At 60.8% G+C, this 23,544-nt stretch carries 21 protein-coding genes; 18 read left to right on the plus strand and 3 right to left on the minus strand.

What is annotated here, in order from left to right; all coding sequences use genetic code 11:
* Positions 1-24: 24 nt before the first annotated feature.
* Positions 25-1,641 (minus strand): alkaline phosphatase family protein, encoded by a 1,617-nt coding sequence (locus M0814_RS13070; RefSeq protein ID WP_103485227.1) that lies wholly within the window; start codon positions 1,639-1,641, stop codon positions 25-27.
* A gap of 190 nt (positions 1,642-1,831) precedes the next feature.
* Positions 1,832-2,776 carry a LysR family transcriptional regulator gene (locus M0814_RS13075; protein WP_103485226.1) on the minus strand — a complete coding sequence of 315 codons (945 nt, stop codon included), beginning with the start codon at positions 2,774-2,776 and terminating at the stop codon, positions 1,832-1,834.
* 165 nt (positions 2,777-2,941) lie between these two features.
* On the opposite strand from M0814_RS13075, the gene M0814_RS13080 reads away from it, so the two are divergent.
* The 15 genes from M0814_RS13080 (at position 2,942) to M0814_RS13150 (ending at position 16,734) form a co-directional block, all read left to right on the plus strand.
* Positions 2,942-5,302, plus strand: a complete 2,361-nt coding sequence (locus M0814_RS13080) for a TonB-dependent receptor (RefSeq protein ID WP_103485225.1) — start codon at positions 2,942-2,944, stop codon at positions 5,300-5,302.
* A 23-nt stretch (positions 5,303-5,325) separates the two neighbouring features.
* Positions 5,326-6,669: an aryl-sulfate sulfotransferase gene (locus M0814_RS13085; protein ID WP_103485224.1), complete on the plus strand. Its 1,344-nt coding sequence runs from the start codon at positions 5,326-5,328 to the stop codon at positions 6,667-6,669.
* A 189-nt stretch (positions 6,670-6,858) separates the two neighbouring features.
* Positions 6,859-7,185: a hypothetical protein gene (locus tag M0814_RS13090; protein ID WP_003220553.1), complete on the plus strand. Its 327-nt coding sequence runs from the start codon at positions 6,859-6,861 to the stop codon at positions 7,183-7,185.
* Between the two features lie 162 nt (positions 7,186-7,347).
* Positions 7,348-7,671 carry a hypothetical protein gene (locus tag M0814_RS13095; RefSeq protein WP_003220556.1) on the plus strand — a complete coding sequence of 108 codons (324 nt, stop codon included), beginning with the start codon at positions 7,348-7,350 and terminating at the stop codon, positions 7,669-7,671.
* Between the two features lie 55 nt (positions 7,672-7,726).
* A complete protein-coding gene (locus M0814_RS13100) occupies positions 7,727-8,062 on the plus strand; it encodes a hypothetical protein (RefSeq protein WP_003220559.1) in 336 nt (111 codons plus the stop codon).
* Positions 8,063-8,336: 274 nt separating this feature from the next.
* The gene (locus M0814_RS13105) at positions 8,337-9,152 is read left to right on the plus strand and encodes an energy transducer TonB (RefSeq protein ID WP_003220562.1); all 816 of its coding nucleotides are present in this window, start codon (positions 8,337-8,339) and stop codon (positions 9,150-9,152) included.
* 86 nt (positions 9,153-9,238) lie between these two features.
* The gene (locus tag M0814_RS13110) at positions 9,239-9,964 is read left to right on the plus strand and encodes a MotA/TolQ/ExbB proton channel family protein (RefSeq protein ID WP_003220564.1); all 726 of its coding nucleotides are present in this window, start codon (positions 9,239-9,241) and stop codon (positions 9,962-9,964) included.
* A gap of 1 nt (position 9,965) precedes the next feature.
* Positions 9,966-10,367: a biopolymer transporter ExbD gene (locus tag M0814_RS13115; RefSeq protein WP_003220570.1), complete on the plus strand. Its 402-nt coding sequence runs from the start codon at positions 9,966-9,968 to the stop codon at positions 10,365-10,367.
* 289 nt (positions 10,368-10,656) lie between these two features.
* A complete protein-coding gene (locus M0814_RS13120; protein ID WP_003220572.1) occupies positions 10,657-11,238 on the plus strand; it encodes an alpha/beta hydrolase in 582 nt (193 codons plus the stop codon).
* A 56-nt stretch (positions 11,239-11,294) separates the two neighbouring features.
* Entirely contained in the window at positions 11,295-12,227 is a 933-nt protein-coding gene (locus M0814_RS13125; protein WP_003220574.1) for a sigma 54-interacting transcriptional regulator, read from the plus strand.
* 167 nt (positions 12,228-12,394) lie between these two features.
* Positions 12,395-13,192 (plus strand): MetQ/NlpA family ABC transporter substrate-binding protein, encoded by a 798-nt coding sequence (locus M0814_RS13130; RefSeq protein ID WP_003220575.1) that lies wholly within the window; start codon positions 12,395-12,397, stop codon positions 13,190-13,192.
* 579 nt (positions 13,193-13,771) lie between these two features.
* A complete protein-coding gene (locus tag M0814_RS13135; RefSeq protein WP_003220579.1) occupies positions 13,772-14,437 on the plus strand; it encodes an amino acid ABC transporter permease in 666 nt (221 codons plus the stop codon).
* Complete coding sequence (locus M0814_RS13140; protein WP_003220580.1) at positions 14,418-15,077, plus strand: amino acid ABC transporter permease; 660 nt, start codon at positions 14,418-14,420, stop codon at positions 15,075-15,077. The genes M0814_RS13135 and M0814_RS13140 overlap by 20 nt, the downstream gene beginning before the upstream one ends.
* Positions 15,074-15,856, plus strand: coding sequence for an amino acid ABC transporter ATP-binding protein (locus tag M0814_RS13145; protein WP_103485223.1), 783 nt, complete (start codon positions 15,074-15,076; stop codon positions 15,854-15,856). Before M0814_RS13140 ends, M0814_RS13145 begins: the two co-directional genes overlap by 4 nt.
* On the plus strand, positions 15,853-16,734 hold the full coding sequence (locus M0814_RS13150; RefSeq protein WP_103485222.1) for a transporter substrate-binding domain-containing protein: 882 nt from the start codon (positions 15,853-15,855) through the stop codon (positions 16,732-16,734). The genes M0814_RS13145 and M0814_RS13150 overlap by 4 nt, the downstream gene beginning before the upstream one ends.
* Before the next feature lie 120 nt (positions 16,735-16,854).
* Here M0814_RS13150 and M0814_RS13155 read toward each other — a convergent pair whose 3' ends face one another.
* Entirely contained in the window at positions 16,855-18,015 is a 1,161-nt protein-coding gene (locus M0814_RS13155) for an AAA family ATPase (protein WP_103485221.1), read from the minus strand.
* A 260-nt stretch (positions 18,016-18,275) separates the two neighbouring features.
* On the opposite strand from M0814_RS13155, the gene M0814_RS13160 reads away from it, so the two are divergent.
* The 3 genes from M0814_RS13160 to M0814_RS13170 are packed head-to-tail and all read left to right on the plus strand — an operon-like array spanning position 18,276 to position 23,490.
* Positions 18,276-19,379, plus strand: a complete 1,104-nt coding sequence (locus M0814_RS13160) for an efflux RND transporter periplasmic adaptor subunit (protein WP_003220588.1) — start codon at positions 18,276-18,278, stop codon at positions 19,377-19,379.
* Positions 19,376-20,440: an efflux RND transporter periplasmic adaptor subunit gene (locus M0814_RS13165; RefSeq protein WP_003220590.1), complete on the plus strand. Its 1,065-nt coding sequence runs from the start codon at positions 19,376-19,378 to the stop codon at positions 20,438-20,440. Before M0814_RS13160 ends, M0814_RS13165 begins: the two co-directional genes overlap by 4 nt.
* Complete coding sequence (locus M0814_RS13170) at positions 20,437-23,490, plus strand: efflux RND transporter permease subunit (protein ID WP_103485220.1); 3,054 nt, start codon at positions 20,437-20,439, stop codon at positions 23,488-23,490. The genes M0814_RS13165 and M0814_RS13170 overlap by 4 nt, the downstream gene beginning before the upstream one ends.
* Positions 23,491-23,544 lie beyond the last annotated feature (54 nt).

The raw sequence follows: 23,544 nt of genomic DNA on the forward strand, positions 1-23,544 counted from the left end.
AGCGGGCTTGCTCGCGAAGCTCTTTTACCAAACGCCAATCTGCACGACTTTCTCGGTCTCAGGCTCGCCATAGCGAAACCGCTGCCCGCGCAAATCGATCTCCTGATGACTGATCGTGGTCCGCCGCTTCAAGCCGCGCACCCATTCGAACAGATACCCCGCATGCTCTTCGCGCACCGCCGCGTATGCCGGGTCCTCACCCAGATCGCGCAACTCCTGCGGATCATTCAGCAGATCAAACAACTGCGGCCGGAAGCCGTCGTACGCCAGGTATTTCCAGCGCTCGCTGCGCACCATGGTCATGCGACAGCGGTCGATCGGCTGGCCAAGTCGCTCGCGCGCCGGGGCCTGAAATGCGTAGTCGTATTCGCTGATCGCGTAGCGGCGCCAGTCGGGATTTTCGCCGTGCAGCAGCGGGATCAGCGAGCGTCCTTCCAGGCGATGCTCGGCCCCCGGCAGGCCCAGGGCCTGGAGAAACGTCGGCAACGCATCAATGGTTTCCGCCAGCCGCTCATCCACCGTACCCCGGGTGATATCCGCCGCCGCGCGCGGGTCGCGCACGATCAATGGCACGCCCACCGCTTGCTCGAGCAAAAACTCCTTCTCGCCCAGCCAGTGATCGCCGAGAAAGTCGCCGTGATCGCTGGTGAACACGATCAAGGTGTCATCCCAACGTCCGTGGCTCTGCAGAAAATCGAACAGCCGCCCGAGTTGGTCATCCACCTGCTTGATCAGGCCCATATAGGTAGGGATTACATTCAATCGTACTGAATCACGGGAGAAGTTGAGGCTTTCCTCATGTTGACGAAACGCCGTGTATACGGGGTGTTTGCTGGCTTCGGAGGGCGTCGCGCGGACCGCTTCGAGAATCGATTTCGTACTGTACAAGGCGTGGTATGGCGCCGGTACGATGTAGGGCCAGTGCGGTTTGATGTAGGAGAGGTGTAAACACCAGGATTTATCACCTTGCTCGGTGATGAAGTCGATGGCTCGATTGGTAGTGTAGACAGTCTCTGAGAACTGCTCGGGAATTCGCGCTGGCAAATGCGCATGACGCATCTGCCAGCCGCTGAGGATTTCGCCGTTCTCGCCTTCGGCGGCGTTGGCCCAGTCGTGCCAGGGATTGCGCCCGTCAAAACCCTGCTCGCGCAGGTAATGGGTGTAGGGTGCGGATTCGCGTTTGTCGTCGAACAACGGGTCGTCGGGGAAGATTCCGTCGTGGCGAAAGTACGGTTCGAAACCGACCTCGTTGAGCACCTCGGCCTGTGCGCTGTCCGGGCTGATCGCCAGTCGCTGCAGGGCATCGACATTGGCCGTGGCGTGGGTCTTGCCGACCAGCGCGGTGCGAATGCCGTGGGGGCGCAGGTAGTCGCCGATCGTCAGCTCTTCCAGCGGCAATGGCACGGCGTTCCATGCGACCTGATGGCTGCTGACGTAGCGCCCGGTGTAGGCCGACATCCGCGACGGGCCGCAGATCGTGCCCTGGGTGTAGGCACGGCTGAAGCGCACGCCGGCGGCGGCCAGGCGATCGATATTTGGCGTGTGCAGATGCGGATGGCCATAGCAGGACAGGTAATCGCGGCGCAGTTGATCGCACATGATGTACAGCACGTTGCGCACAGGGTTTTGCGGGTTGGGCATGGGGTTCACCGGTCAGAAAGACAGGCGAGGGTTGTCGCTTTCGGCAGGGGTGTTCGGCAAGTGCATTTGGGGAATGGGTTTTATGCAGTGGATGCATCGGTGTGAGTGGCGACCCCTTCGCGAGCAAGCCCGCTCCCACAGGAGTACGCATTCCAAATGTGGGAGCGGGCTTGCTCGCGAAGAGGGTGGCTCAGACGGCAAAATTCTCCAGCGAACACACCTCATCATCCACCGCATCAATCGCCTTGATCTGCTCAATCATCGCCTCGGCCAGCGGCGACAACCGATACCCCGCCCGACTGACAATCCCGTAGCGGGTGTACAGCTCTTCCAGATCATCCGCCAGACCCTCGATCCGCAAACACACCAGCTCACCCTTGGCCTGATGCAGCGCATCGGAATACGCCCCGACAATCCCGATCGCATCCGAGCGCAGCACCACGCTGAGCAGGCTTGAGCTGTTTTCGCATTCGACATTGGGGGTGAAGTCCGGGCGGCCGCTGAGGTCGACGATGACCTTGCGCAGGTTCGGCGGACGAATGCTCACCGCCAGTGGATAACTCATCAGTTGCTCGGCCGAGACCCGTTCAAACGCCGCCAACGGATGCCCAACACGGCAGCAGAAATGCCATTTGCGCGGGCGTAACCGATAGGTGAGGTAATCCGGATCGGCCTCGAAGTGTCGGGTGTCGGCGACGAAGAATTCGAACTCTTCGCTGAGCAGGCGTTTGCTCAGGCTCTGCCAGTCATCGACCTGAAATTGCACCCGCGCTTTCGGGTAGCGCCCGATGAACGCGCCGATGGCGCGCGGGATCAATCCGGCTGCCGGCGCCGGGCCACAACCGAAGCGCAGTTCGCCGGCCTCCAGACCATTGAACTGACTGATCTCGTTGGCCATCTGCTGCGCGCCGCTGACCAGTCGCCGCGCGTGTTCGAGCAGCACCTGACCCTGCTTGGTCGGCGGCAGATCCTTGCGCCCGCGATCGACCAATTGGCAGCCAACGCTGTGTTCCAGCGCCTGAATGCTGCGGCTGAAGGCCGACTGCGACAGGTTCACCGCCTGCGCGCCGGCGACGAAGCTGCGTTGTTCGGCGAGGGCGATGAAGTGTCGAAGTTGGCGCAAGTCGATATGCATTTTTCACATAAAAAATATCCGGGAAATGCATTGGATATGCATTAGGTCGACTCCTTATAAAGGCAATCTCTTATGCAGTAAATCTTTGTAAAAACATAAATAAATAACTTTAAAGAATATGCAGCGCAAAAGTTGACTGTGTGTTTTTTGACCAGGAGCCGCGCCATGAGTCCGTTGAACCTTGCGTCACCCTTAACGCCACGACGGCTCAAACGCCTGCCTCTGGCCCTGTTGCTGGCGGGGAGTGCCAGCTGGACTCACAGCTACGCCGCCGACGCCGACACCCCGCCACCGGCTCCCGCCGGCAAGCCTGCGGCCAACAGCTCGCAGCTGGAGACCGTGACCGTCACCACCCGCCGCCGCGAAGAAAGTTCGCAGGATGTGCCAACGCCGATGAGCGTGGTCAGCGGCCAGACACTGGAGACCCAGCGCGTTTACCGGATTCAGGATTTGCAGCAACTGGTGCCGAGCGTCAACGTCGCCTACATGCATGCGCGCCAGTCCAGCGTGTCGATTCGCGGCCTCGGCAACAACCCGGCCAGCGACGGTCTGGAGGGCAGTGTCGGTCTGTACATCGACAACGTGTATCTGGGCCGTCCGGGGATGGCGGTGTTCGACCTGATGGACATCGAACAGCTCGAAGTCCTGCGCGGGCCGCAGGGCACGCTGTTCGGCAAGAACACCACCGCCGGGGTGATCAACATCAGCACCCGCGCGCCGACATTCACCCCTGAGCGCAGCATCGAAACCTCGTTCGGCGAGGACGGTTATTTCCAGACCAAGGGCACGATTTCCGGGCCGATCAACGATGAGCTGGCCGGACGTTTTTCGGCCTATCGCACCCGCAGCGACGGCGACATCAAGAACGAATACAACGGCCATGATTTGAACGGTGGCTCGCGCGATGGCTTCCGTGCGCAGTTGCTGTTCAAGCCCAACGAAGACTTCAACCTGCGCTGGATCGGCGACTACAACGAAGAGGACTCCAGCGCCGGCACCCGCGTGCTGTACAACACCGGGCCGACCATCAATGGCGTCAACCTGTACCAGTCGCGGGCCGATGCCGCCGGTGCGACGTTGGTCAACGGCTCGCACCGCAAGGTCAATCTGGACAACGATCAGCACGTCACCGTGCATCAGGGCGGCACGTCGGTGGAGGCCAACTGGACGCTGCCGAGCGATTTCACCCTGACCTCGATCAGCTCCTATCGCTTCTGGAATTTCACCCCGGCCAACGACGACGGTCTCAACGTCGCGGCGACCTACAACGCTGGCGTTTCGGTCGAAGACAAACAGTACTCGCAGGAATTTCGCCTGGCCTCGCCCAAGGGCGAGTTCTTCGATTACGTGGTGGGCGCGTACTACTTCGGCTCGGATCTGGACAACAAATCCTTCGCCTATTACGGCCCGCAGGCCGACATCTGGAACGGCACGCCACGGGGTGCACTGGCTAACGTCGACAGCGTGGGCAACGGCCATATCAAGACCGACAGTTTCGCGTTGTTCGCCCAAGGCACCTGGCACCTGACCGAGCGCCTGGATTTCACCGCCGGGGTGCGCGGCACCTATGAAGAAAAAACCGCCTGGGTCACTCGCGATGCACCAGTCGGTGGCGCTGTGGTGACCGGTGCCGCGGCCACTGCACGACGCGGACGCACTGGCGCCTACGATTCCGGCGATCTCAACCAGTACAGCTCCAGTCCGTCCGGGTTGCTCAACCTCAGCTACCGCATCACAGATGATCTGCTCGGCTACGCCACGCTGTCCCACGGCGAAAAATCCGGTGGCGTGAACCTCGCGGTGGGTTCGGCGCCAACCGCTGGCGCCGACTCGTTGTTGATCGGCACCGAGCGCGCCAACAACGCCGAACTCGGCTTCAAGAGCACCCTGTGGGATCGGCGTCTGCAGTTGAACGCCAACGTGTTCTGGACTCAGGTCAACGCCTATCAGACCAACGCCTACGACGACGTCAACCGCGTGCAATACCTGACCAACGCCGGCTCGGTGCGCTCGCGCGGCGTCGAATTCGAAAGCACGGTGATCCCGTTACGCGGCCTGACGCTGAACTTCAACGGCTCGTACAACGACGTCAGCTACCTCTCGTACAAAGATGCGCCATGCCCACCGGAAATCAGCCAGGCCCCGGGCGCACCGGCGTCCTGCGATCTCAGCGGCCACCAGGTGGTCGGCGCTTCCAAATGGATCGGCAACGCCAACGGCGAATACAAATGGAATCTGGCCAACGGCTTCGAACCCTACGTCACCGCCAGCTACGCGTTCCGCTCGAAAGCGGTGGGCACGGTCGAAGATTCCGACTACGGGCAGATCCCGAGCTACGCGGTGGTCAACCTGTCCACCGGTCTGCGCGGCGATTTCAATCAGGGCCAGTGGGACGTTTCGCTGTGGCTGAAAAACGCCTTCGACAAGACCTACTACACGACCCTGTGGACTGGCGGCAACGGCGGTTATGAAGGCCTGCTCGGTACGCCGCGCACCCTCGGCGTTACCGGTCGCTACGACTTCTGATCTGTCATTCAAGGAGCTGCATCATGTTGCCAGGCAAAACCGCTTTAGCGCTGTTGTTATCCGGCGCAGTGTCAAGCACCGGGGCGCTCGCCGCCCCCAGCGTGTACCCGACCGGCGTCACCCGTTATGACCCGGACAAGGCGTTCAACCAGTACGTGATCTTCAGTGGCGCCGACAAGCAGACGCACCTGATCGACATGAACGGCAACGAGGTGAAAACCTGGCCGCAGGCGGGTTTCCCATCGGCGATCATCGACCCGCAACTGGTCGGCGGCGAGCGCGGGCATGTGCTGCTGCAACTGAGCGACAAGGATCCGGGCAAGCTTGGCTCCGCCGGTAATGGCCTGGGCAATCAGAGCGTCGGCGAGCTGGACTGGGACGGTAAAGTCGTCTGGCAATGGGGCGACAAGGCGCCCGGTGGCGCGGCGCAGCAACACCATGACCAGCGGCGCCTGAGCAACGGCAACACCGTGGTGCTGGCGAACAAGGTGCACCAGGTCAAAGGCTTCAAAGTGCCCGAGGTGATCGACGATGCGATCTATGAAGTCAGCCCCGACGGGCAGGTGAAATGGCAGTGGCTGGCCTCGGAACACCTGAACGAATTCGGTTTCACCCCGGAGCAATTGAAGCTGGTACGCGCCAGCGACAACCCGGATTACCTGCACATCAACAACCTCAGCGTGGTCGGGCCGAACAAATGGTTCGATGCTGGTGACAAACGCTTCAACCCGGACAACCTTTTGCTTGATTCGCGCAACGCCAACTTCATCGCGATCATCGACAAGCACAGCGGCAAAGTGGTCTGGCGCCTCGGTCCGAACCTGCCGCTGATCAACCCGAAAACCGCGCAGAAACTGCCGCGTCCGGTCGATCAATTCGTTGGCCAGCACGACGCGCACATCATCCCGGCCGGGCTGCCCGGCGCGGGCAACCTGCTGGTGTTCGACAACCAGGGTTCGGCGGGGTATCCGAACGTCACCCTCGGGCTGATTTCCGGTTCGCGGGTGCTGGAAATCGATCCGCTGAAAAATGAAATTGTCTGGCAGTACAGCGCGGCGAATTCGAAGCAGCCGGGGTGGGCCTTCTACAGTTCGTTCATCAGCAGCGCGCGACGCTTGCCCAACGGTAATACGCTGGTCGACGAAGGCATGAACGGGCGGTTCTTCCAGATCACGGCCAGCGGTGAAAACGTCTGGGAATACGTCAGCCCGTATCTGGGCAAAGCGCCGGGCAGTGACGCGATCAGCAACTGGGTCTATCGGGCGTTGCCGGTGAGTTATGACTGGGTGCCGGCCGGAACCCCGCGTTCCGAGACTGCGGTTGTCGCCCCGACACCGTCCGCGCAACAAGTCAGCGTCAGTCGTTAGTTGAAAAGGAATTAATGCTCGAATGAATGGCGATAAGTTATGTGGGAGATGAATAGTGCTTATTGCAATTTCGTTGAAAAGTCGCGTGGACAATAAGTGAATGGCCAACCATCCTGAGTGTCGTGAGTTTCCAGGAGGAAACTTGCTCTCATCGGAAGACACTTATCCAACGATAAAGGAAATCTCGTTATGTCGAGCATTAATGGCAATTATGTGAACGCTAACGCTGGCGCCAAACTGACGATTACCGATGGCAACGACTCCAACGGCACCTTCAGCGGCAAGTTCAGTCAGAACGGCGTGAACTACGACATCGCTTACGGGCATTACCATTTCCAGAACAGCACCGGGCAGCCTACGATCATCACCTTCGCGGCTCTGAATGACGGCACCGGTTATCAATCCTGGACGCTGTTCTCACCGGATCACAACTATTCGAAAGTTCGTGCGGTGGGTTCGCGTACCAACTTTGATGGTGATGTTGTGGGGCTGGCTGGAGAATTTATCAAACAGTAATCTGGAGTCACAAAAAAGCCGCCCCGCTATTTAAGCTCGGCGGCTTTTTCTTACACTCAATAAGTCGTTTTCATGTCTATCGTACTTCCTTTGGATGACAGAGTTTGCTTGTGCATGATTCTAAGCTCGCTGCGAACTTCATCACTCGATCAGGATGCGTACATGCAAAACGGACTTTATTCCAATACCCTTGATGGTCCCTCTCTGACCATTGTCGATTCCGATGATCGCACCGGCGTTTTCGGTGGCACGTTGCATCACGAAGGCGTCAACTACAGCATCGTCAACGGTCGTTATTCCAGCCTCAACGGCTATCAGCCTCCCACCGTGGTTTCGCTCCTGGCGGCTAACCAGGATCACGGTTACTTCGCCTTGACCCTGTTTTCGCCAAGCCGTGGCACCCACGAGCTGCGCGGCCACTGCGTGCGCGTCACCTACGACGGTGCGGTCAGCACGTTGCCCGGTGACTTGCTGCGCAATGCCTGAGGCACCGCCGGCGCCCGCTGTCTCTCTTCAAATAAACCAAGCAAGGATGCTGCACATGTCCACGATCAACGGCGTTTATCGCCACGAGCCTTCCGCGACAACGTTGACCCTGACCGAGGGCGATGACCGCACCGGCAGTTTCACCGGCACATTGTCGCTGTCCGGGATCGACCACCCGCTCGCGTTTGGCAATTTTCATTTCAAGCACGGCTTTTCAACAGGCACGATCGCCATCACCTTCAGCACGCAGATGACCGATGGCAGGCGACAAGCGTGGGTAATGTTCTCCGCCGATCAGACCTATGCACGCCTGCGTGCAATGGGTAGTGCGGCCGACCTGTCAGGGGATGTCGCGCTGACCGGCCTGGAATTTGTCCGACAAGAGCCGTGAAAAAGCCTGGATTGAACGGTTTTCGCATGCCTTCGCCGAATATTTTTCATGCTTGAAAAGCATTGTAAATCTGCGCCCGGACGCTAGCCCTTGCCGGCCGCGGCTTCGCGACATTCGGCAGAAATTTATATTCTCAAAAAGACTAAGCACATCAATAAAAGTTACTTTCGGAGATAAGCAATTGCTCCAATGATTCACCCAACGACCGGTCGCCCGGGGGATGTTTGCGGCGACCCGTCGGGTACTTCGCAAAGAGACCGCAGGGAGTGAATCAATGGGCAATGTCCAGACCGCCGCCAGTGCACAGGAGGTGCTGTGGCGCCAGGCACCGAGTGGCGAATTGGTCGATCTCGGCCGGCCTCATCGTGTGCCGCTGGGGCAGCTGCGTTTGCAGCGTGCGCCCAAGGGCATTCTGAGCCGCCGTGAAACCATTCTGCTCGGCGTGCTGGCGCTGCTGGTGCACGGTGCGGTGATCTACTGGATCAACCAGCATCCGACGCCGGCGTTGCCGATCGTGCCGCCGGAAATTCCGCCGATGACCATCGAGTTTTCGCGTCCGGCGCCACCCGCGCCGCCGGTGGTCGAACCGCCGCCACCGGTACCGGTGGTTGAGCCACCGCCGCCGGTTGAAGACGAGTTGGCGGTGAAGCCGCCGCCACCCAAACCGATTCCCAAGCCCAAGCCGAAACCGGTGGCCAAACCGGTGCCGAAACCGGCACCCAAAGCGCTCGAGCAGCCTCCGGCGCCGCCCCAACCGGCCGCTCCGGTCGCGGCCCCGGCACCGCCCGCGCCACCGGCCCCCGCGCCAGTGACACCGGCCTCGGCCAACGCGGCTTACCTGAAGAACCCGGCGCCGGAATATCCATCGTTGGCCCAGCGTCGCGGCTGGGAAGGCACGGTGATGCTGAGGGTGCACGTATTGGCCAACGGCAAGCCTGGTGAGATCCAGATTCAGAAAAGCAGCGGTCGGCAGCAACTCGACGATGCGGCGCTAAGCGCGGTCAAGCAGTGGAGCTTTGTGCCGGCCAAGCAGGGTGATGTCGCCCAGGACGGCTGGGTCAGCGTGCCCATCGATTTCAAGATTCATTAATTGGTAATCAGCTGACTTTATTCTCGCGGTGTGTCTGGAACCGCCATCGCGAGCAAGCTCGGCTCCCACACACGAGGGAATACATCATGACGTTACTGGCCTCTCCACTGGAATCCATCGAAAGCGCGGTGATCTGGCTGCTGGTGGTTTTTTCCGTTGCCACCTGGGGACTGGCGCTGCTCAAGGCTGTGCAGTTCGGTCGTCTGAAGGCGCAGGATCGCAAGTTTCATAAACGTTTCTGGGCGGCGTCGAGTCTCGACTCCGCCGCCGAGTTGAGCGAAACCCAACCCGGCGCTGCCGCTCGGGTGGCACAGGCCGGTTATGCGGCGATCCAGGTCGGCGAAGCGCCACAGGCCAATGACCTGAGTCAGGCGATCAACCATCAGGATCGCCTTGAGCGTGCCTTGCGTCAGCAGATCGTCCGCGAACGGCGTTCGCTGGAAACCGGTCTGGCGGTGGTCGCGAGTATTGGCAGCACCTCGCCGTTCATCGGTCTGTTCGGCACGGTGTGGGGAATCATGGAAGCGCTCAAAGGCATCAGCGCGGCAGGCTCGGCGAGCCTGGAAACCGTCGCCGGTCCGATCGGTGCGGCACTGGTTGCCACCGGAGTGGGGATCGCGGTCGCAGTGCCGGCGGTGCTGGTTTACAACTACTTTTTGCGGCGTCTGAAACTGACGGCGGCGGATCTGGATGACTTCGCCCACGACTTCTACAGCCTGGCGCAGAAGAGTGCGTTCCGAGTGCTGATCCACCCGACTGCAAACAAGGTAGCGGCACCGGGCAACGCAACAAAAGTGAAGGAGGCGTCCTGATATGGCCTTCTCCACGCAAGACAGCGACGAGGTGCTGAGCGAGATCAACGTGACGCCGCTGGTGGACGTGATGCTGGTGCTGCTGGTGGTGTTTATCGTCACCGCGCCACTGCTGACCAACGCGATCCCGATCAACTTGCCGAAGACCGAAGCGGTAGCACCGGTCGAGCAGAAAGATCCGCTGGTGGTGAGCATCGACGGCGCCGGCAAACTGTTTATCAACAAGGATGAAATCCAGCCGGACTTGCTGGAATTCAACCTCAAGTCGGCCAAGGCCAAGGACCCGGAAGTGCGCGTGCAATTGCAGGCCGACGACGGGGTGAACTACGGCGAAGTGGCGCGGGCCATGGCCTCGATCGAGCGGGCAGGGATTACCAAGTTGTCGGTGATCACCGCGCGGTAACAGGATTTACGTTTTTCCGGGGCCGTCTCCTTGGCAGGGTGCGGCCCTTTTTTTATCCCGCAAAACAAGCCTCACCAGCGATTCATTGTGGGAGCGGGCTTGCTCGCGAAGGCGCTGGGTCAGTCAATTTATCTGTGACTGAAAGAATGCATTCGCGAGCAAGCCCGCTCCCACAGGGCTGCATCCAATATTCTTTTTGGGTCTTAATAAATAGCTTCTTATTCCTTAAAGAATATAAATCCCGTCCCTATACTCGATCAGGAACAGACACGACGCAGGAGAGCTCCCCATGCGCAACGAATCAATCCGCTATCTGATTGTGCCGGGCTGGCAAGGATCGCCAGAAGATCATTGGCAAACCCACTGGCAGAACAGTCTGCCCAACAGCGCACGCGTGGAGCAGGCCGACTGGCTGACGCCGCGCCGTGAAGACTGGGTCGCGGCGCTGGCCGAAGCGATTGCTGCCGACAGCACGCCAGTGATCCTGATTGCTCACAGCCTGGGTTGCATCACCGTTGCACATTGGGCGGCTACCGCGCCTGTGCAATACCTGCGTCAGGTGCGCGGTGCGTTGCTGGTCGCACCTGCCGATGTCGAGCGTCCGGCCTGCGCGCCTGCGTTGCGCAATTTTGCGCCGATCCCGACCGATCTGTTGCCGTTCCCGAGCCAGGTGGTCAGTTCCGACAACGACGCCGCCGTCAGCGCTCCGCGCGCTCTTGAGCTGGCGCGCAACTGGGGCGCCGAGGCGGGAATTCTTGCCGGGGCGGGGCACATCAACGTCAAGTCCGGGCATCAGCGCTGGGAGCAGGGTTTCGCTTATCTGTATCGCCTGCAAAACCGCATGGAACACCACGCCCGGCGTCGCGCTTGAACCTTTTTCTTTTCTGAACGCCCCCGTCTGCCGGCGGTTCTGGGCGGGAGTCTGCCATGAGTTTCGAAACGTTCGGTCAGCCGTTGCTGACCTTTCCCGATGCGGAAAAAAGTCCCCTGAGCATTCGCGCCAAGGCGCTGGTGTTCGTCGATCCCCGCTCCCGCCAGTTGCGCGAAGAACTTGAGCACCTGGCGCCGCGCGCCATCTCGGTATTGATCCGCGGCGAGACCGGCACCGGCAAAGAATTGCTCGCGCGCCACATCCACCGTGCCAGTGATCGCAGCGGTCTGTTCGTCTCGGTCAATTGCGGCGCGATCAGCCCGACCTACGCCGATGCCGAGCTGTTCGGCTATGCCGCCGGCAGCTATACAGGTTCGGCGAGCAGTCGGGCCGGCTGGTTCGGTTCTGCCAACGGCGGCACCTTGTACCTCGATGAGATCGGCGATCTGCCGTTGCCGATCCAGATCAAACTGCTCGCCGCCCTGGAAAATCATGAAGTCACCCGCGTTGGCGCGCATCAGCCAAGCCCGGTGGATGTGCGGTTGGTCGCAGCCACCAGCATCGATCTGGCACAAGCGGTGGACGCCGGAAAATTCCACGAACGGCTCTATCACTACCTCAGCGAAGGGCAGCTGGAATTGCCGGCCCTGCGCGAGCGGATTGGCGACATCCTGTCGCTGGCGGAATATTTCCTCGGCATCTACAGCCAGCGCCTGGATCTGCCGGTGCCGTTGATCAGCGAAGCGGCGCAGCACCTGCTGGAGCGACACAGCTGGCCGGGCAACACCCGCGAGCTGGAAAACGTCATTCACTTTGCGCTGCTGGTCAGCACCGGCGACGAAATCCTCCCGGAGCACCTGAACCTGCCCGAGGTGTCTGGGCCGCAGCTTCAGATCGAACGACTGGTAGCACAAATCAATATCGGCGGTAGCGTTGACGAACGTAAGGCTTTGAAAGATCTGCTGATTGGTTTGAGCCAGCAGTTGTAGCCGTTTGGTTCTGTATGAACGAAATGGAATATCAAAGTGAATAAACGTTATTGTCCGGGAATAAAAAATCCCGGTATTGTCCGCTCCACGCCAGAGATAGCACTTCACTGGCACTCGTATTAATAGCCGTCGCCATTCGCGACCGTGATTCTCGATAAGGACACTGCATGAAAAAGGTTCTGTTGTTTACCGCATTGGCGGCTGCTCTGACTGCTTCCCTGGCCCAGGCCGGCGAGAAACTGGTGGTGGCGGCGACTCCGGTGCCGCACGCGGAAATTCTCGAGCTGATCAAACCGACCCTGGCCAAAGAAGGCGTGGATCTGGAAATCAAGGTCTTCACCGACTACGTGCAGCCGAACGTGCAAGTGGGTGAGAAGCGTCTGGATGCCAACTACTTCCAGACCGAACCGTACCTGAACAGCTTCAACGCCGGTAAGTACAAGGACGACAAAGCCAAGTACCTGGTGACCGTGAAGGGCGTGCACATTGAACCGTTCGGTGGCTACTCGAGCAAGTACAAGACTCTGGCTGAACTGCCGGACGGCGCGACCATCGCCATCCCGAACGAAGGCAGCAACAGCGGCCGTGCGCTGATCCTGCTGCAGAAGGCTGGCCTGATCGAGCTGAAAGATCCGAAAAATGCGCTGGCGACCCCGAAAGACATCGCCAAGAACCCGCACAACTTCAAGTTCAAGGAACTGGAATCGGCCCTGCTGCCACGCGTCCTGAAGGAAGTTGATCTGGACATGATCAACACCAACTACGCGCTGGAAGCCAAGCTGAACCCGACCAAGGATGCGCTGGTGATCGAAGGCGCTGACTCGCCGTACGTGAACTTCCTGGTGGCCCGTGAGGACAACAAGAACAGCGACGCGATCCAGAAACTGGCCGCTGCCCTGACCAGCCCGGAAGTCAAAGCGTTCATCGAGAAGAAGTACAACGGCGCGGTACTGCCGGCGTTCTGATCCGACGCGTGAACCACCCCTTCAAGGTATGAAAACGCCGATGGCCAGTGATGGTCATCGGCGTTTTTGTGTGTGCTCGATTTGTGCGATCGACACAAAATCTATAGCCAGAAGCAAAAGATCGCAGCCTTCGGCAGCTCCTACAGAGGAATGCGATCTCCTGTAGGAGCTGCCGAAGGCTGCGATCTTTTGATTTTTTCGCTGACTCAGGCCACTTGAGTCTTCAACGCCCGGCGCAACGCCACGAGCAATTTCACGATGTCTTGCGGATCCAGTCGCTGCGGCACTTTTACGTCCATGTTGTCTTCCTTGTAATGGTTTGGCCGGAGGAGTCTGGCCAAAAGCTGTTCGTCCTTGGAGGGCTTTCATGCAAAAAAGATCCTTCCTACAGCGCAAGGGAAAATAGCCTTCTTATTCCTTCCCGGCAAACCCACAGGATAGTTTTTTGGGTGATATCAATATGCTTTAACGGTATTTAAATTCTTGTTTTTATACCTATAAAGTCAGTGCCTGCCGGACAGCCACCCGCTGTCCATGGACTGCACCACCGCCACTTACCGAGTGGCGTCAGGACGTTTCATGACATTCGATTACGCATTTATCCTCAGCACCCTGCCGGCCTTTCTCAAAGCCGTGGGCGTGACGCTGCAGGTCGGGTTCATCGCTATCGGCACGTCGTTGCTGGTGGCGCTGCTCAACGCGACGATTCTGGTGTTTCGCACGCCTTACCTGCAGCGCGCCGTCGGCCTGTATGTAGAACTGGCGCGCAACACGCCGCTGCTGATTCAACTGTTCTTTGTCTACTTCGCCCTGCCGGCGCTGGGGATCAAGGTTTCCGGGTTCACCGCGGCGATCATCACCATGACGTTTCTCGGTGGCGCCTACCTCACTGAAGTGCTGCGCGCTGGCGTCGACGCGGTGCCGCAGGCGCAACTGGAATCGGGGCGTTCCATCGGCTTGTCCCACGGCCAGTTGCTGCGCTACGTGATCCTGCCGCAAGCGGGGATTCTCAGCCTGCCGTCGCTGTTCGCCAATTTCATTTTCCTGCTCAAGGAAACCACCGTGGTCTCGGCGGTGGCCGTGCCGGAAATCCTCTACACCACCAAGAGCTACATCGCGCTCTACTACAAAACCTACGAAATGCTCGCCGTGCTGACGCTGATTTGCGTGCTGTTGTTCTTGCCGCTGTCGCTGCTGCTCAGCCGTCTGGAAAGGAGGCTCCAGCATGGCCAGTTCGGGTCTTGAACTGCTCTGGGTGTCGTTGCCGCAACTGGCAAAAGGCGCCGGGCAAACCTTGTCGATCTCGTTCCTGAGCATCGCGATCAGCACCATAGGCGGCGTGCTCTACGGCGTATTGCGCACGCTCAACGTGACGTGGCTGAACGCGATCCTGCGGGTCTATCTGGAACTGTTCCGGGCGATCCCGGTGCTGGTCTGGCTGTACCTGCTGTTTTTCGGCCTGCCGATTTTCTTCGGTCTGAGCCTGCCGAGCTTCTGGTGCGCGGTGCTGGTGCTATCGCTGTGGGGTGCCAGCGAGGTCGGCGAAGTGGCCCGTGGCGCGCTGCATTCGTTGCCGCGCGGGCAGCGTGAGGCGGGATTGTCGATCGGCCTCAATGCGGCGCAACTGTACGGCTACGTGTTGCTGCCGCAGGCGCTGAAACGCATGACGCCGCCGACCATCAACGTCTACACGCGGATCATCAAGACCAGCTCGCTGGCGGTGCTGATCGGCGTGGTCGACGTGATCAAGGTCGGCCAGCAGATCATCGAGCGCACCTACGAATCGGTGTTGATCTACGGCGCGCTGTTTCTGTTTTTCTTTTTCATCTGCTACCCGCTGTCGGCCGCCTCGCGCGTGCTGGAGCGGCGCTGGACGCAAGCATGAGCGCATTGATCGAGTTTCACGGTTTCAACAAATTCTACGGCGAACAGCAGGTGCTCAAGGGCATCGACCTGCAAGTGCGCAGCGGCGAAGTGATCGTCATCCTCGGCCCCAGCGGTTGTGGCAAAAGCACCTTGCTGCGTTGCCTCAATGGTCTGGAGGAGGCCCACAGCGGCAGCCTGAAATTTGTCGGCCGGGAACTGCTGGACAAGGCCACCGACTGGCGCGAGATCCGTCAGCAGATCGGCATGGTGTTCCAGAGTTATCACCTGTTCCCGCACATGAGCGTGCTCGACAATTTGCTGCTCGGCCCGCTCAAGGTGCAAAAGCGCCAGCGCCGTGAAGCGCAGCAGCAAGCCGAAGCCTTGCTCGAACGGGTGGGTCTGGCGGACAAGCGCGATGCCTTCCCGCGCCAGCTCTCCGGCGGCCAGCAGCAACGCATCGCCATCGTCCGTTCGTTGTGCATGAACCCGCGGGTCATGCTCTTCGATGAAGTCACCGCCGCCCTCGATCCGGAGATGGTCAAGGAAGTGCTGCAAGTGATTCAGGGCCTGGCCCGCGAGGGCATGACCCTGCTGATCGTCACCCACGAAATGGCCTTCGCCCGCGCGGTGGCCGACCGTATCGTGTTCATGGATGCCGGACGCATCCTTGAACAGAACCCGCCCGAGATTTTCTTTACGAACCCGCAAACCGCACGCGCGCAGCAGTTTCTGGAGAAGTTCTCCTTCGTTGCAACACTGCCTGAAACGAATCCGACAAAGGAACTGGAACCGCTATGAAAACTGCCAAGTCATCCCTGTTTTTACTGCCGCTGCTGGGGCTCGCGCTGCTCGCCGGCTGCAACAAATCCGAAGAACCGGCCAAGCCGAAAGTCGCCAGCGAAAGCACCGCGCCGGCCAGCTATCTGGACAAGATCAAGGCCCGCGACAAACTGATCGTTGGCGTATTCACCGACAAGCCACCGTTCGGTTTCGTCGATGAAGCCGGGCGCTACGTCGGCTTCGACACCGATATCGGTCGGCGTTTCGCCAAGGATCTGCTGGGCGACGAGAACAAGGTCGAGTTCGTGGCCGTGGAGCCGGCGAGCCGCATTCCGTTCCTGCAGAGCGACAAGGTCGACCTGATCCTCGCCAACATGACCGTGACCCCGGAGCGCAAGGAAGCGGTGGAATTCACCAACCCGAACCTCAAGGTCGCAGTCCAGGCGCTGGTACCGCAGGGCAGTTCCGTGAAGAACCTCGATGACCTGGCGACCCGCACCACTATCGTCACCACCGGCACCACCGCCGATATCTGGCTGACCAAGAATCACCCGGACTGGAAACTGCTGAAGTTCGAGAAAAACTCCGAGTCGCTGCAAGCGCTGGCCAACGGTCGCGGCGATGCCTACGCGCAGGACAATCTGGTGCTGTTCAGCTGGGCCAAGCAGAACCCGGGCTACCGCGTGCTGGAGGAAAAACTCGGCGCCGAAGCGCCGATCGCGCCGGCAGTCAAGAAGGGCAATATCGAGCTGCGTGACTGGGTGAATACCGAGCTGGCCAAGTTGGGTGAAGAGAAGTACCTGCTCAAGCTGTATGACCAATACGTGCGTAAAGAGCTGAGCGATGACACCAAGCCTGAGAGCGTGATTGTTGAAGGTGGCAAGTGGCAGGGTTGATTGGCCGATAAATCTGCGCTGACCTGAAGGTCCTCTTCGCGAGCAAGCCCGCTCCCACAGTTGGAATGCATGCCCCTGTGGGAGCGGGCTTGCTCGCGAAAGCGGTGGTTCAGGCGCCGCTCAATCCGGCCAGTTCCACGCCGGCTCATCCAGCACCCGCTGGCCGACAATCCCGGTCTGCCCCAGTGTCTTCTCCAGCACGATGCAGTTGCACTCGGGACCTTCCTGCAGCGCCGAAATCAACCGTCGTGCGTGGGACACCACCCACACCTGACACTCCTGCGAAGCGCGAATGATCAAGCGTGCCAGCGCCGGCAGCAGATCCGGATGCAGACTGGTTTCCGGTTCGTTGAGCACCATCAACGACGGTGGCCGCGGCGTCAGCAGCGCCGCGATCAGCAGCAGATAACGCAACGTGCCGTCCGACAGCTCCGCCGCCGACAGCGGTCGCAGCAATCCTTCCTGATAGAACTCGATGGCAAAGCGGCCGCCGGCCAGCGGCGCGATGTTCAGTCGTGCGCCGGGGAAGGCATCGCTGATCGCTGCCTGCAACGCTTCGGGGTCGCCGATTTCGCGAATGGTCTGCAACGCTGCGGCCAGATCCCGACCGTCGTGATGCAGCACCGGCGTGCGCGTACCCAGTTGCGGCTGGCGCACCGGGGCGTCGGCGTCGCTGCGAAAGTGATCGTAGAAGCGCCAGCGGCGGATGAATTCGCGCATCTGGAACACCTCCGGTGAACTGCGCAGGCTGCCGACCTGATCGAACAGGCTGTCGAAGTTCGGCGTGTGCTGGGCCAGCACGTCCCAGCCGCGCCCTTCGCGGGCGCGAATCATCGGGCCGTGGCGATCCACCAGCAGGCTCGCCGGACGATAGAGCGGCCCGGCCCAGATGCATTCCTTCTTGATCTCTGGATCGAGGGAGAAGAACGAGAGGCTCGGCTCCGGCAAGCCGAGAGCGATCGCGTAGCTGAAGTCTTCCCCGGCAAACCCCAGACGCAGGCGTTTGACGCCCTGACGCACGGTCGGCTCGATCGCCACTTCGCCGTTGCGCATGCGCCGGCTGATGGTTTCCGGCCCGGCCCAGAACGTCGAATCCAGCCCACCCTCGCGGGCCAGCGCATTGACCACGCCACCCTGCGCGGTCTCCGCCAGCAGGCGCAGCGCGCGGTACAGGTTGGACTTGCCACTGCCGTTGGGGCCGGTGATCAGATTCAAGCGGCCCAGCGGAATCACCAATTTATTGATCGAGCGGTAATTGGCCACCGCGAGGGTCTTGAGCATGGGCGTTTCCTTCTGCCGGAACCGATAGTGTGCCGTGCCGGTACCCCTGTGGCGAGGGAGCTTGCTCCCGCTGGGCTGCGAAGCGGCCCCAACCCCCGATTCGAGAGGTTTGCGCCTGCTTCGCAGTCGAGCGGGAGCAAGCTCCCTCGCCACAGAAATCAATGTGGAAAATGCGTTATTCCCGCGAGCGAAGGTTGAACCCTGTTCTAAGCTCACAGTCGTATCGTCACTTGCACGTTCGTACACAGGAAGGAGTCTGCATGGCGAGTCCCGGATTGAAAACAGTGGTCGTGCTGAGCCTGCTCACGGCGCTGACCGCTTGCGGCAAGAAAGAAGCCCCGGCGGAGTACTTCCCCCGGGTCTTTGTGCAAGTGGTGAAACCGGCTGACTATGCCGCTGCCGTGACCCTCACCGGTGACGTGCAGGCGCGGGTGCAGACCGAACTGTCGTTCCGGGTCGGCGGCAAGATCATCCAGCGCATGGTCGATGTCGGCGACCGGGTGAGCGCCAAACAGGTGCTGGCCAAACTCGATCCCAAGGATTTGCAGACCAACGTCGATTCCGCCCAGGCGCAGGTTGTCGCCGAGCAGGCGCGGGTCAAACAAAGCGCTGCGGCGTTCGTGCGGCAGCAAAAACTGTTGCCCAAGGGCTACACCAGCCAGAGCGAATTCGACTCCGCCCAAGCCGCGTTGCGCAGCAGCCAGAGCGCTCTGAGCGCGGCCCAGGCGCAACTGGCCAATGCCAAGGATCAGTTGAGCTACACCTCGCTGATCGCCGATGCCCCCGGCATCATCACCGAGCGCCAGGCTGAAGTCGGCCAGGTGGTCCAGGCGACCGCGCCGATTTTCAAACTGGCTCGCGATGGCGACCGCGATGCGGTGTTCAACGTCTACGAATCGCTGCTCTCGGAACGGCCTGCCGATCGCTCGATCGTCGTCAGTCTGCTCGACAACCCAAACATCAAGACCACCGGCACCGTACGTGAAATCACCCCGGCGGTGTCGGCGCAATCGGGCACGGTGCAGGTCAAGGTCACCCTCGACAGCCTCCCGCAAGGCATGCAGCTCGGCTCGGTGGTCAGTGCCACCGCCAAGGGCACTGGCAAAACGGCGGTGGAATTGCCGTGGTCGGCGCTGACCAAAAACATCAGCGACCCGGCGGTGTGGATGGTCGACGACAAGGGTCAAGCGCAATTGCATAACGTCACCGTCGGCCGCTATCTGACCGGTAAGGTCATCATCAGCGGCGGCCTCAACGGCGGCGAAAAAGTCATCGTTGCCGGTGGACAACTGCTGCACCCGGGCATGAAAGTCGAAATCGCCGAAAATACCTACAAGGATCTGCAACCGGGAGCACAGCCATGAAGCGTTTGGGGCTGTTGTCCATTGGTGTGCTGCTGGCTGCCTGCTCGAAAAGCGAACCACCGCCGGAGCCGGTGCGGCCGGTGCTGTCGATCAAGGTGCAGGCGCTGAACGAAGAAACCCTCGGGCGCTTCGCCGGGAGCATTCAGGCGCGTTACGAGAGCAATACCGGGTTTCGCGTTGGCGGGCGCATCGCCAGTCGCAACGTCGATGTCGGCGCCGAAGTGGATAAGGGCACGCTGCTTGCCACCCTCGACCCGACCGATCAGCAGAACCAGTTGCGCTCGGCCCAGGGCGATCTGGCCAAGGTGCAGGCGCAACTGATCAACGCTCAGGCCAATGCCCGGCGGCAGCAGGCGCTGTTCGATCGCGGCGTGGGCGCCCAGGCACAACTGGACATCGCCACCACCGACCTGAAAACCACCCAGGCTTCGCTCGATCAGGCGCGGGCGGCGGTCAACCAGAGCAAGGATCAGCTCGGCTACACCGAACTGCGCGCCGACCACAAAGCCGTGGTCACGGCATGGAATGCCGAGGCCGGCCAAGTGGTAACCGCCGGCCAGCAAGTGGTGACCCTGGCGCAACCGGACATCAAGGAAGCGGTGATCGACCTGCCGGATACGCTGGTCGATCAGATCCCCGCCGACGTGGTGTTTCTGGTGGCCGCGCAGCTCGACCCGAGCATCAGCACCACGGCGATCATTCGCGAAATCGAACCCCAGGCACAGAGCGCCACGCGTACCCGTCGTGCACGCCTGACCCTTAGCGAAACCCCGCCCGGGTTTCGTCTCGGCACGGCGATCAGCGTGACCCTCAGCTCGGCCATAAAGTCGCGGATCGAATTGCCCGCGACGGCGTTGCAGGAAGTCGACGGCAAGACCCGCATCTGGGTCATCGACCCCCAAAGCAAAACCGTCTCCCCCCGTGACGTCAGCGTGACCAGCCGCACTGACAGCACCGTGGTGCTGGCCGGCGGGGTCAAGAGTGGTGAGCAGGTGGTCAGCGCAGGCGTCAACAGCCTCAAACCCGGACAAGCCGTGAAACTCGACGAGGACAGTCAATGAAAGGCTCTTTCAATCTCTCCGAATGGGCCCTCAAGCATCAGTCGTTCGTCTGGTACCTGATGTTCGTCGCGCTGCTGATGGGGGTGTTTTCCTACTTCAATCTGGGGCGCGAAGAAGACCCGTCGTTCACCATCAAGACCATGGTGATCCAGACCAAGTGGCCGGGCGCGACTCAGGAAGAAACCCTCAAGCAGGTCACCGACCGCATCGAGAAAAAACTTGAGGAACTCGACTCCCTCGATTACGTGAAAAGCTACACGCGGCCCGGTGAATCGACGGTCTACGTGTACCTGCGCGATACCACCAGCGCCAAGGACATTCCGGAAATCTGGTACCAGGTGCGCAAGAAGATCGATGACATTCGCGGGCAGTTTCCCCAAGGGATTCAGGGACCCGGATTCAACGATGAGTTCGGCGACGTCTACGGCTCGGTCTACGCCTTTACTGCCGATGGCCTGACCATGCGCCAGTTGCGCGACTACGTGGAACAGGCCCGCGCCGAGATCCGCAACGTGCCGGGGCTGGGCAAGATCGAGATGGTCGGCCAGCAGGACGAAGTGATCTACCTGAACTTCTCCACGCGCAAACTCGCCGCGCTGGGCATTGATCAGCGCCAGGTGGTGCAGAGCCTGCAATCGCAGAACGCGGTGACCCCGGCGGGTGTGATCGAGGCCGGGCCGGAGCGGATTTCCGTGCGCACCTCGGGGCAGTTCGCTTCGGAGAAGGATCTGGCCGAGGTCAATCTCAAGCTCAACGACCGCTTCTATCGTCTGGCCGATGTCGCCGACATCAGCCGTGGTTACGTCGACCCGGCCACCCCGGAATTCCGCTTCGATGGCAAACCGGCCATCGGCCTGGCGATTGCCATGCAGAAGGGCGGTAACGTGCAGGAATTCGGTAAAGCGCTGCACGCGCGCATCGACCAGTTGACGGCCGACCTGCCGGTGGGTGTCGGCGTGCACACCGTGTCCGATCAGGCGGTGGTGGTGGAAGAGGCCGTCGGCGGCTTCACCAGCGCGCTGTTCGAAGCGGTGATCATCGTGCTGGTGGTCAGCTTCATCAGCCTTGGCGTGCGCGCCGGGCTGGTGGTGGCGTGCTCGATTCCGCTGGTGCTGGCGATGGTCTTCGTGTTCATGGAGTACAGCGGCATCACCATGCAGCGGATTTCCCTCGGTGCGCTGATCATCGCCCTCGGCCTGCTGGTGGACGATGCGATGATCACCGTGGAGATGATGGTCACGCGCCTGGAAATGGGCGAGACCAAGGAGCAGGCGGCCACGTTCGCCTACACCTCCACAGCGTTCCCGATGCTCACCGGTACGCTGGTGACGGTCGCCGGGTTCGTGCCGATCGGCCTCAACGCCAGCTCCGCCGGTGAGTACACCTTCACCCTGTTTGCGGTAATCGCGGTGGCGATGTTGGTGTCGTGGATCGTCGCGGTGCTGTTCGCACCGGTGATCGGCGTGCACATTCTCAGCACCAACGTGAAACCCCACGCAGCCGAGCCGGGGCGCATTGGCCGGGCATTCAATCACGGCTTGTTGTGGTCGATGCGTAACCGCTGGTGGGCGATTGGCATCACCGTGTTGTGCTTCGTGCTGGCGGTGTTCTGCATGCGCTTTGTGCAGAACCAGTTTTTCCCGTCCTCCGATCGCCCGGAAATCCTCGTCGATCTGAACCTGCCGCAAAACGCCTCGATCGACGAAACCCGCAAGGCCGTGGACAAGCTCGAAGCCACGCTCAAGGGCGACCCGGACATCGTGCGCTGGAGCACTTACATCGGTCAGGGCGCGATCCGTTTCTACCTGCCGCTCGACCAGCAATTGCAGAACCCGTACTACGCGCAACTGGTGATCGTCAGCAAAGACTTCAAAGCCCGCGAGGCCCTGAGCCAACGCCTGCGTGAGCGTCTGCACAAGGACTTCGTCGGCATCGGCAGTTATGTGCAGGCGCTGGAAATGGGCCCGCCGGTGGGCCGGCCGATCCAGTACCGGGTCAGCGGCAAGGACATCGATCAGGTGCGCAAGCACGCCATCGACCTGGCGACCGAGCTGGACAAGAACGAACACATCGGCGAGATCATTTACGACTGGAACGAACCGGGCAAAGTCCTGCGTATCGACATCGCCCAGGACAAGGCGCGTCAGCTCGGGCTGTCGTCGGAAGATGTGGCGAAGTTGATGAACAGCATCGTCAGCGGTTCGCCACTGACCCAGGTCGATGACGATATCTACCTGATCAACGTCGTCGGGCGCGCGGTGGATTCCGAACGCGGCACCCCGGAAACCCTGCAGAACCTGCAGATCGTCACGCCCAACGGCACCTCGATTCCGCTGCTGGCCTTCGCCACCGTGCGGTATGAGCTGGAGCAGCCGCTGGTGTGGCGTCGCGACCGTCTGCCGACCATCACCATCAAGGCCTCGGTGCGCGACGAGATCCAGCCGACCGACCTGGTGAAACTGCTCAAGCCGTCAATCGATGCCTTCGCTGAAAAGCTGCCGGTCGGCTACAAAGTCGCCACCGGCGGTACGGTCGAGGAAAGCGGCAAGGCCCAGGGGCCGATCGCCAAGGTGCTGCCGTTGATGCTGTTTTTGATGGCGACCTTCCTGATGATCCAGCTGCACAGCGTGCAGAAGATGTTCCTGGTGGCGAGTGTCGCGCCGCTGGGTCTGATCGGCGTGGTACTGGCGCTGGTGCCGACCGGCACGCCGATGGGCTTCGTGGCGATCCTCGGGATTCTGGCGCTGATCGGCATCATCATTCGCAACTCGGTGATTCTGGTGACGCAGATCGATGAGTACGAGAAGAAGGGCTATGCGCCGTGGGATGCGGTGGTGGAAGCGACCGAACACCGCCGTCGACCGATCCTGCTGACCGCCGCGGCGGCGAGCATGGGCATGATCCCGATTGCCCGCGAAGTGTTCTGGGGGCCGATGGCTTACGCGATGATTGGCGGGATCGTGGTCGCGACGTTGCTGACGCTGCTGTTTTTGCCGGCGCTGTATGTGGCCTGGTACAGGATTCGCGAGCCGAAGAAAGAGGACGCTTAAAAGCGAGTGCTGCGCACTCATCGCGAGCAGGCTCACTCCTACAGGGGAGCGTAT

Origin of the sequence: Pseudomonas sp. MWU12-2020, assembly GCF_023100605.1 — a bacterium.
Taxonomy (GTDB): domain Bacteria; phylum Pseudomonadota; class Gammaproteobacteria; order Pseudomonadales; family Pseudomonadaceae; genus Aquipseudomonas; species Aquipseudomonas fluorescens_H.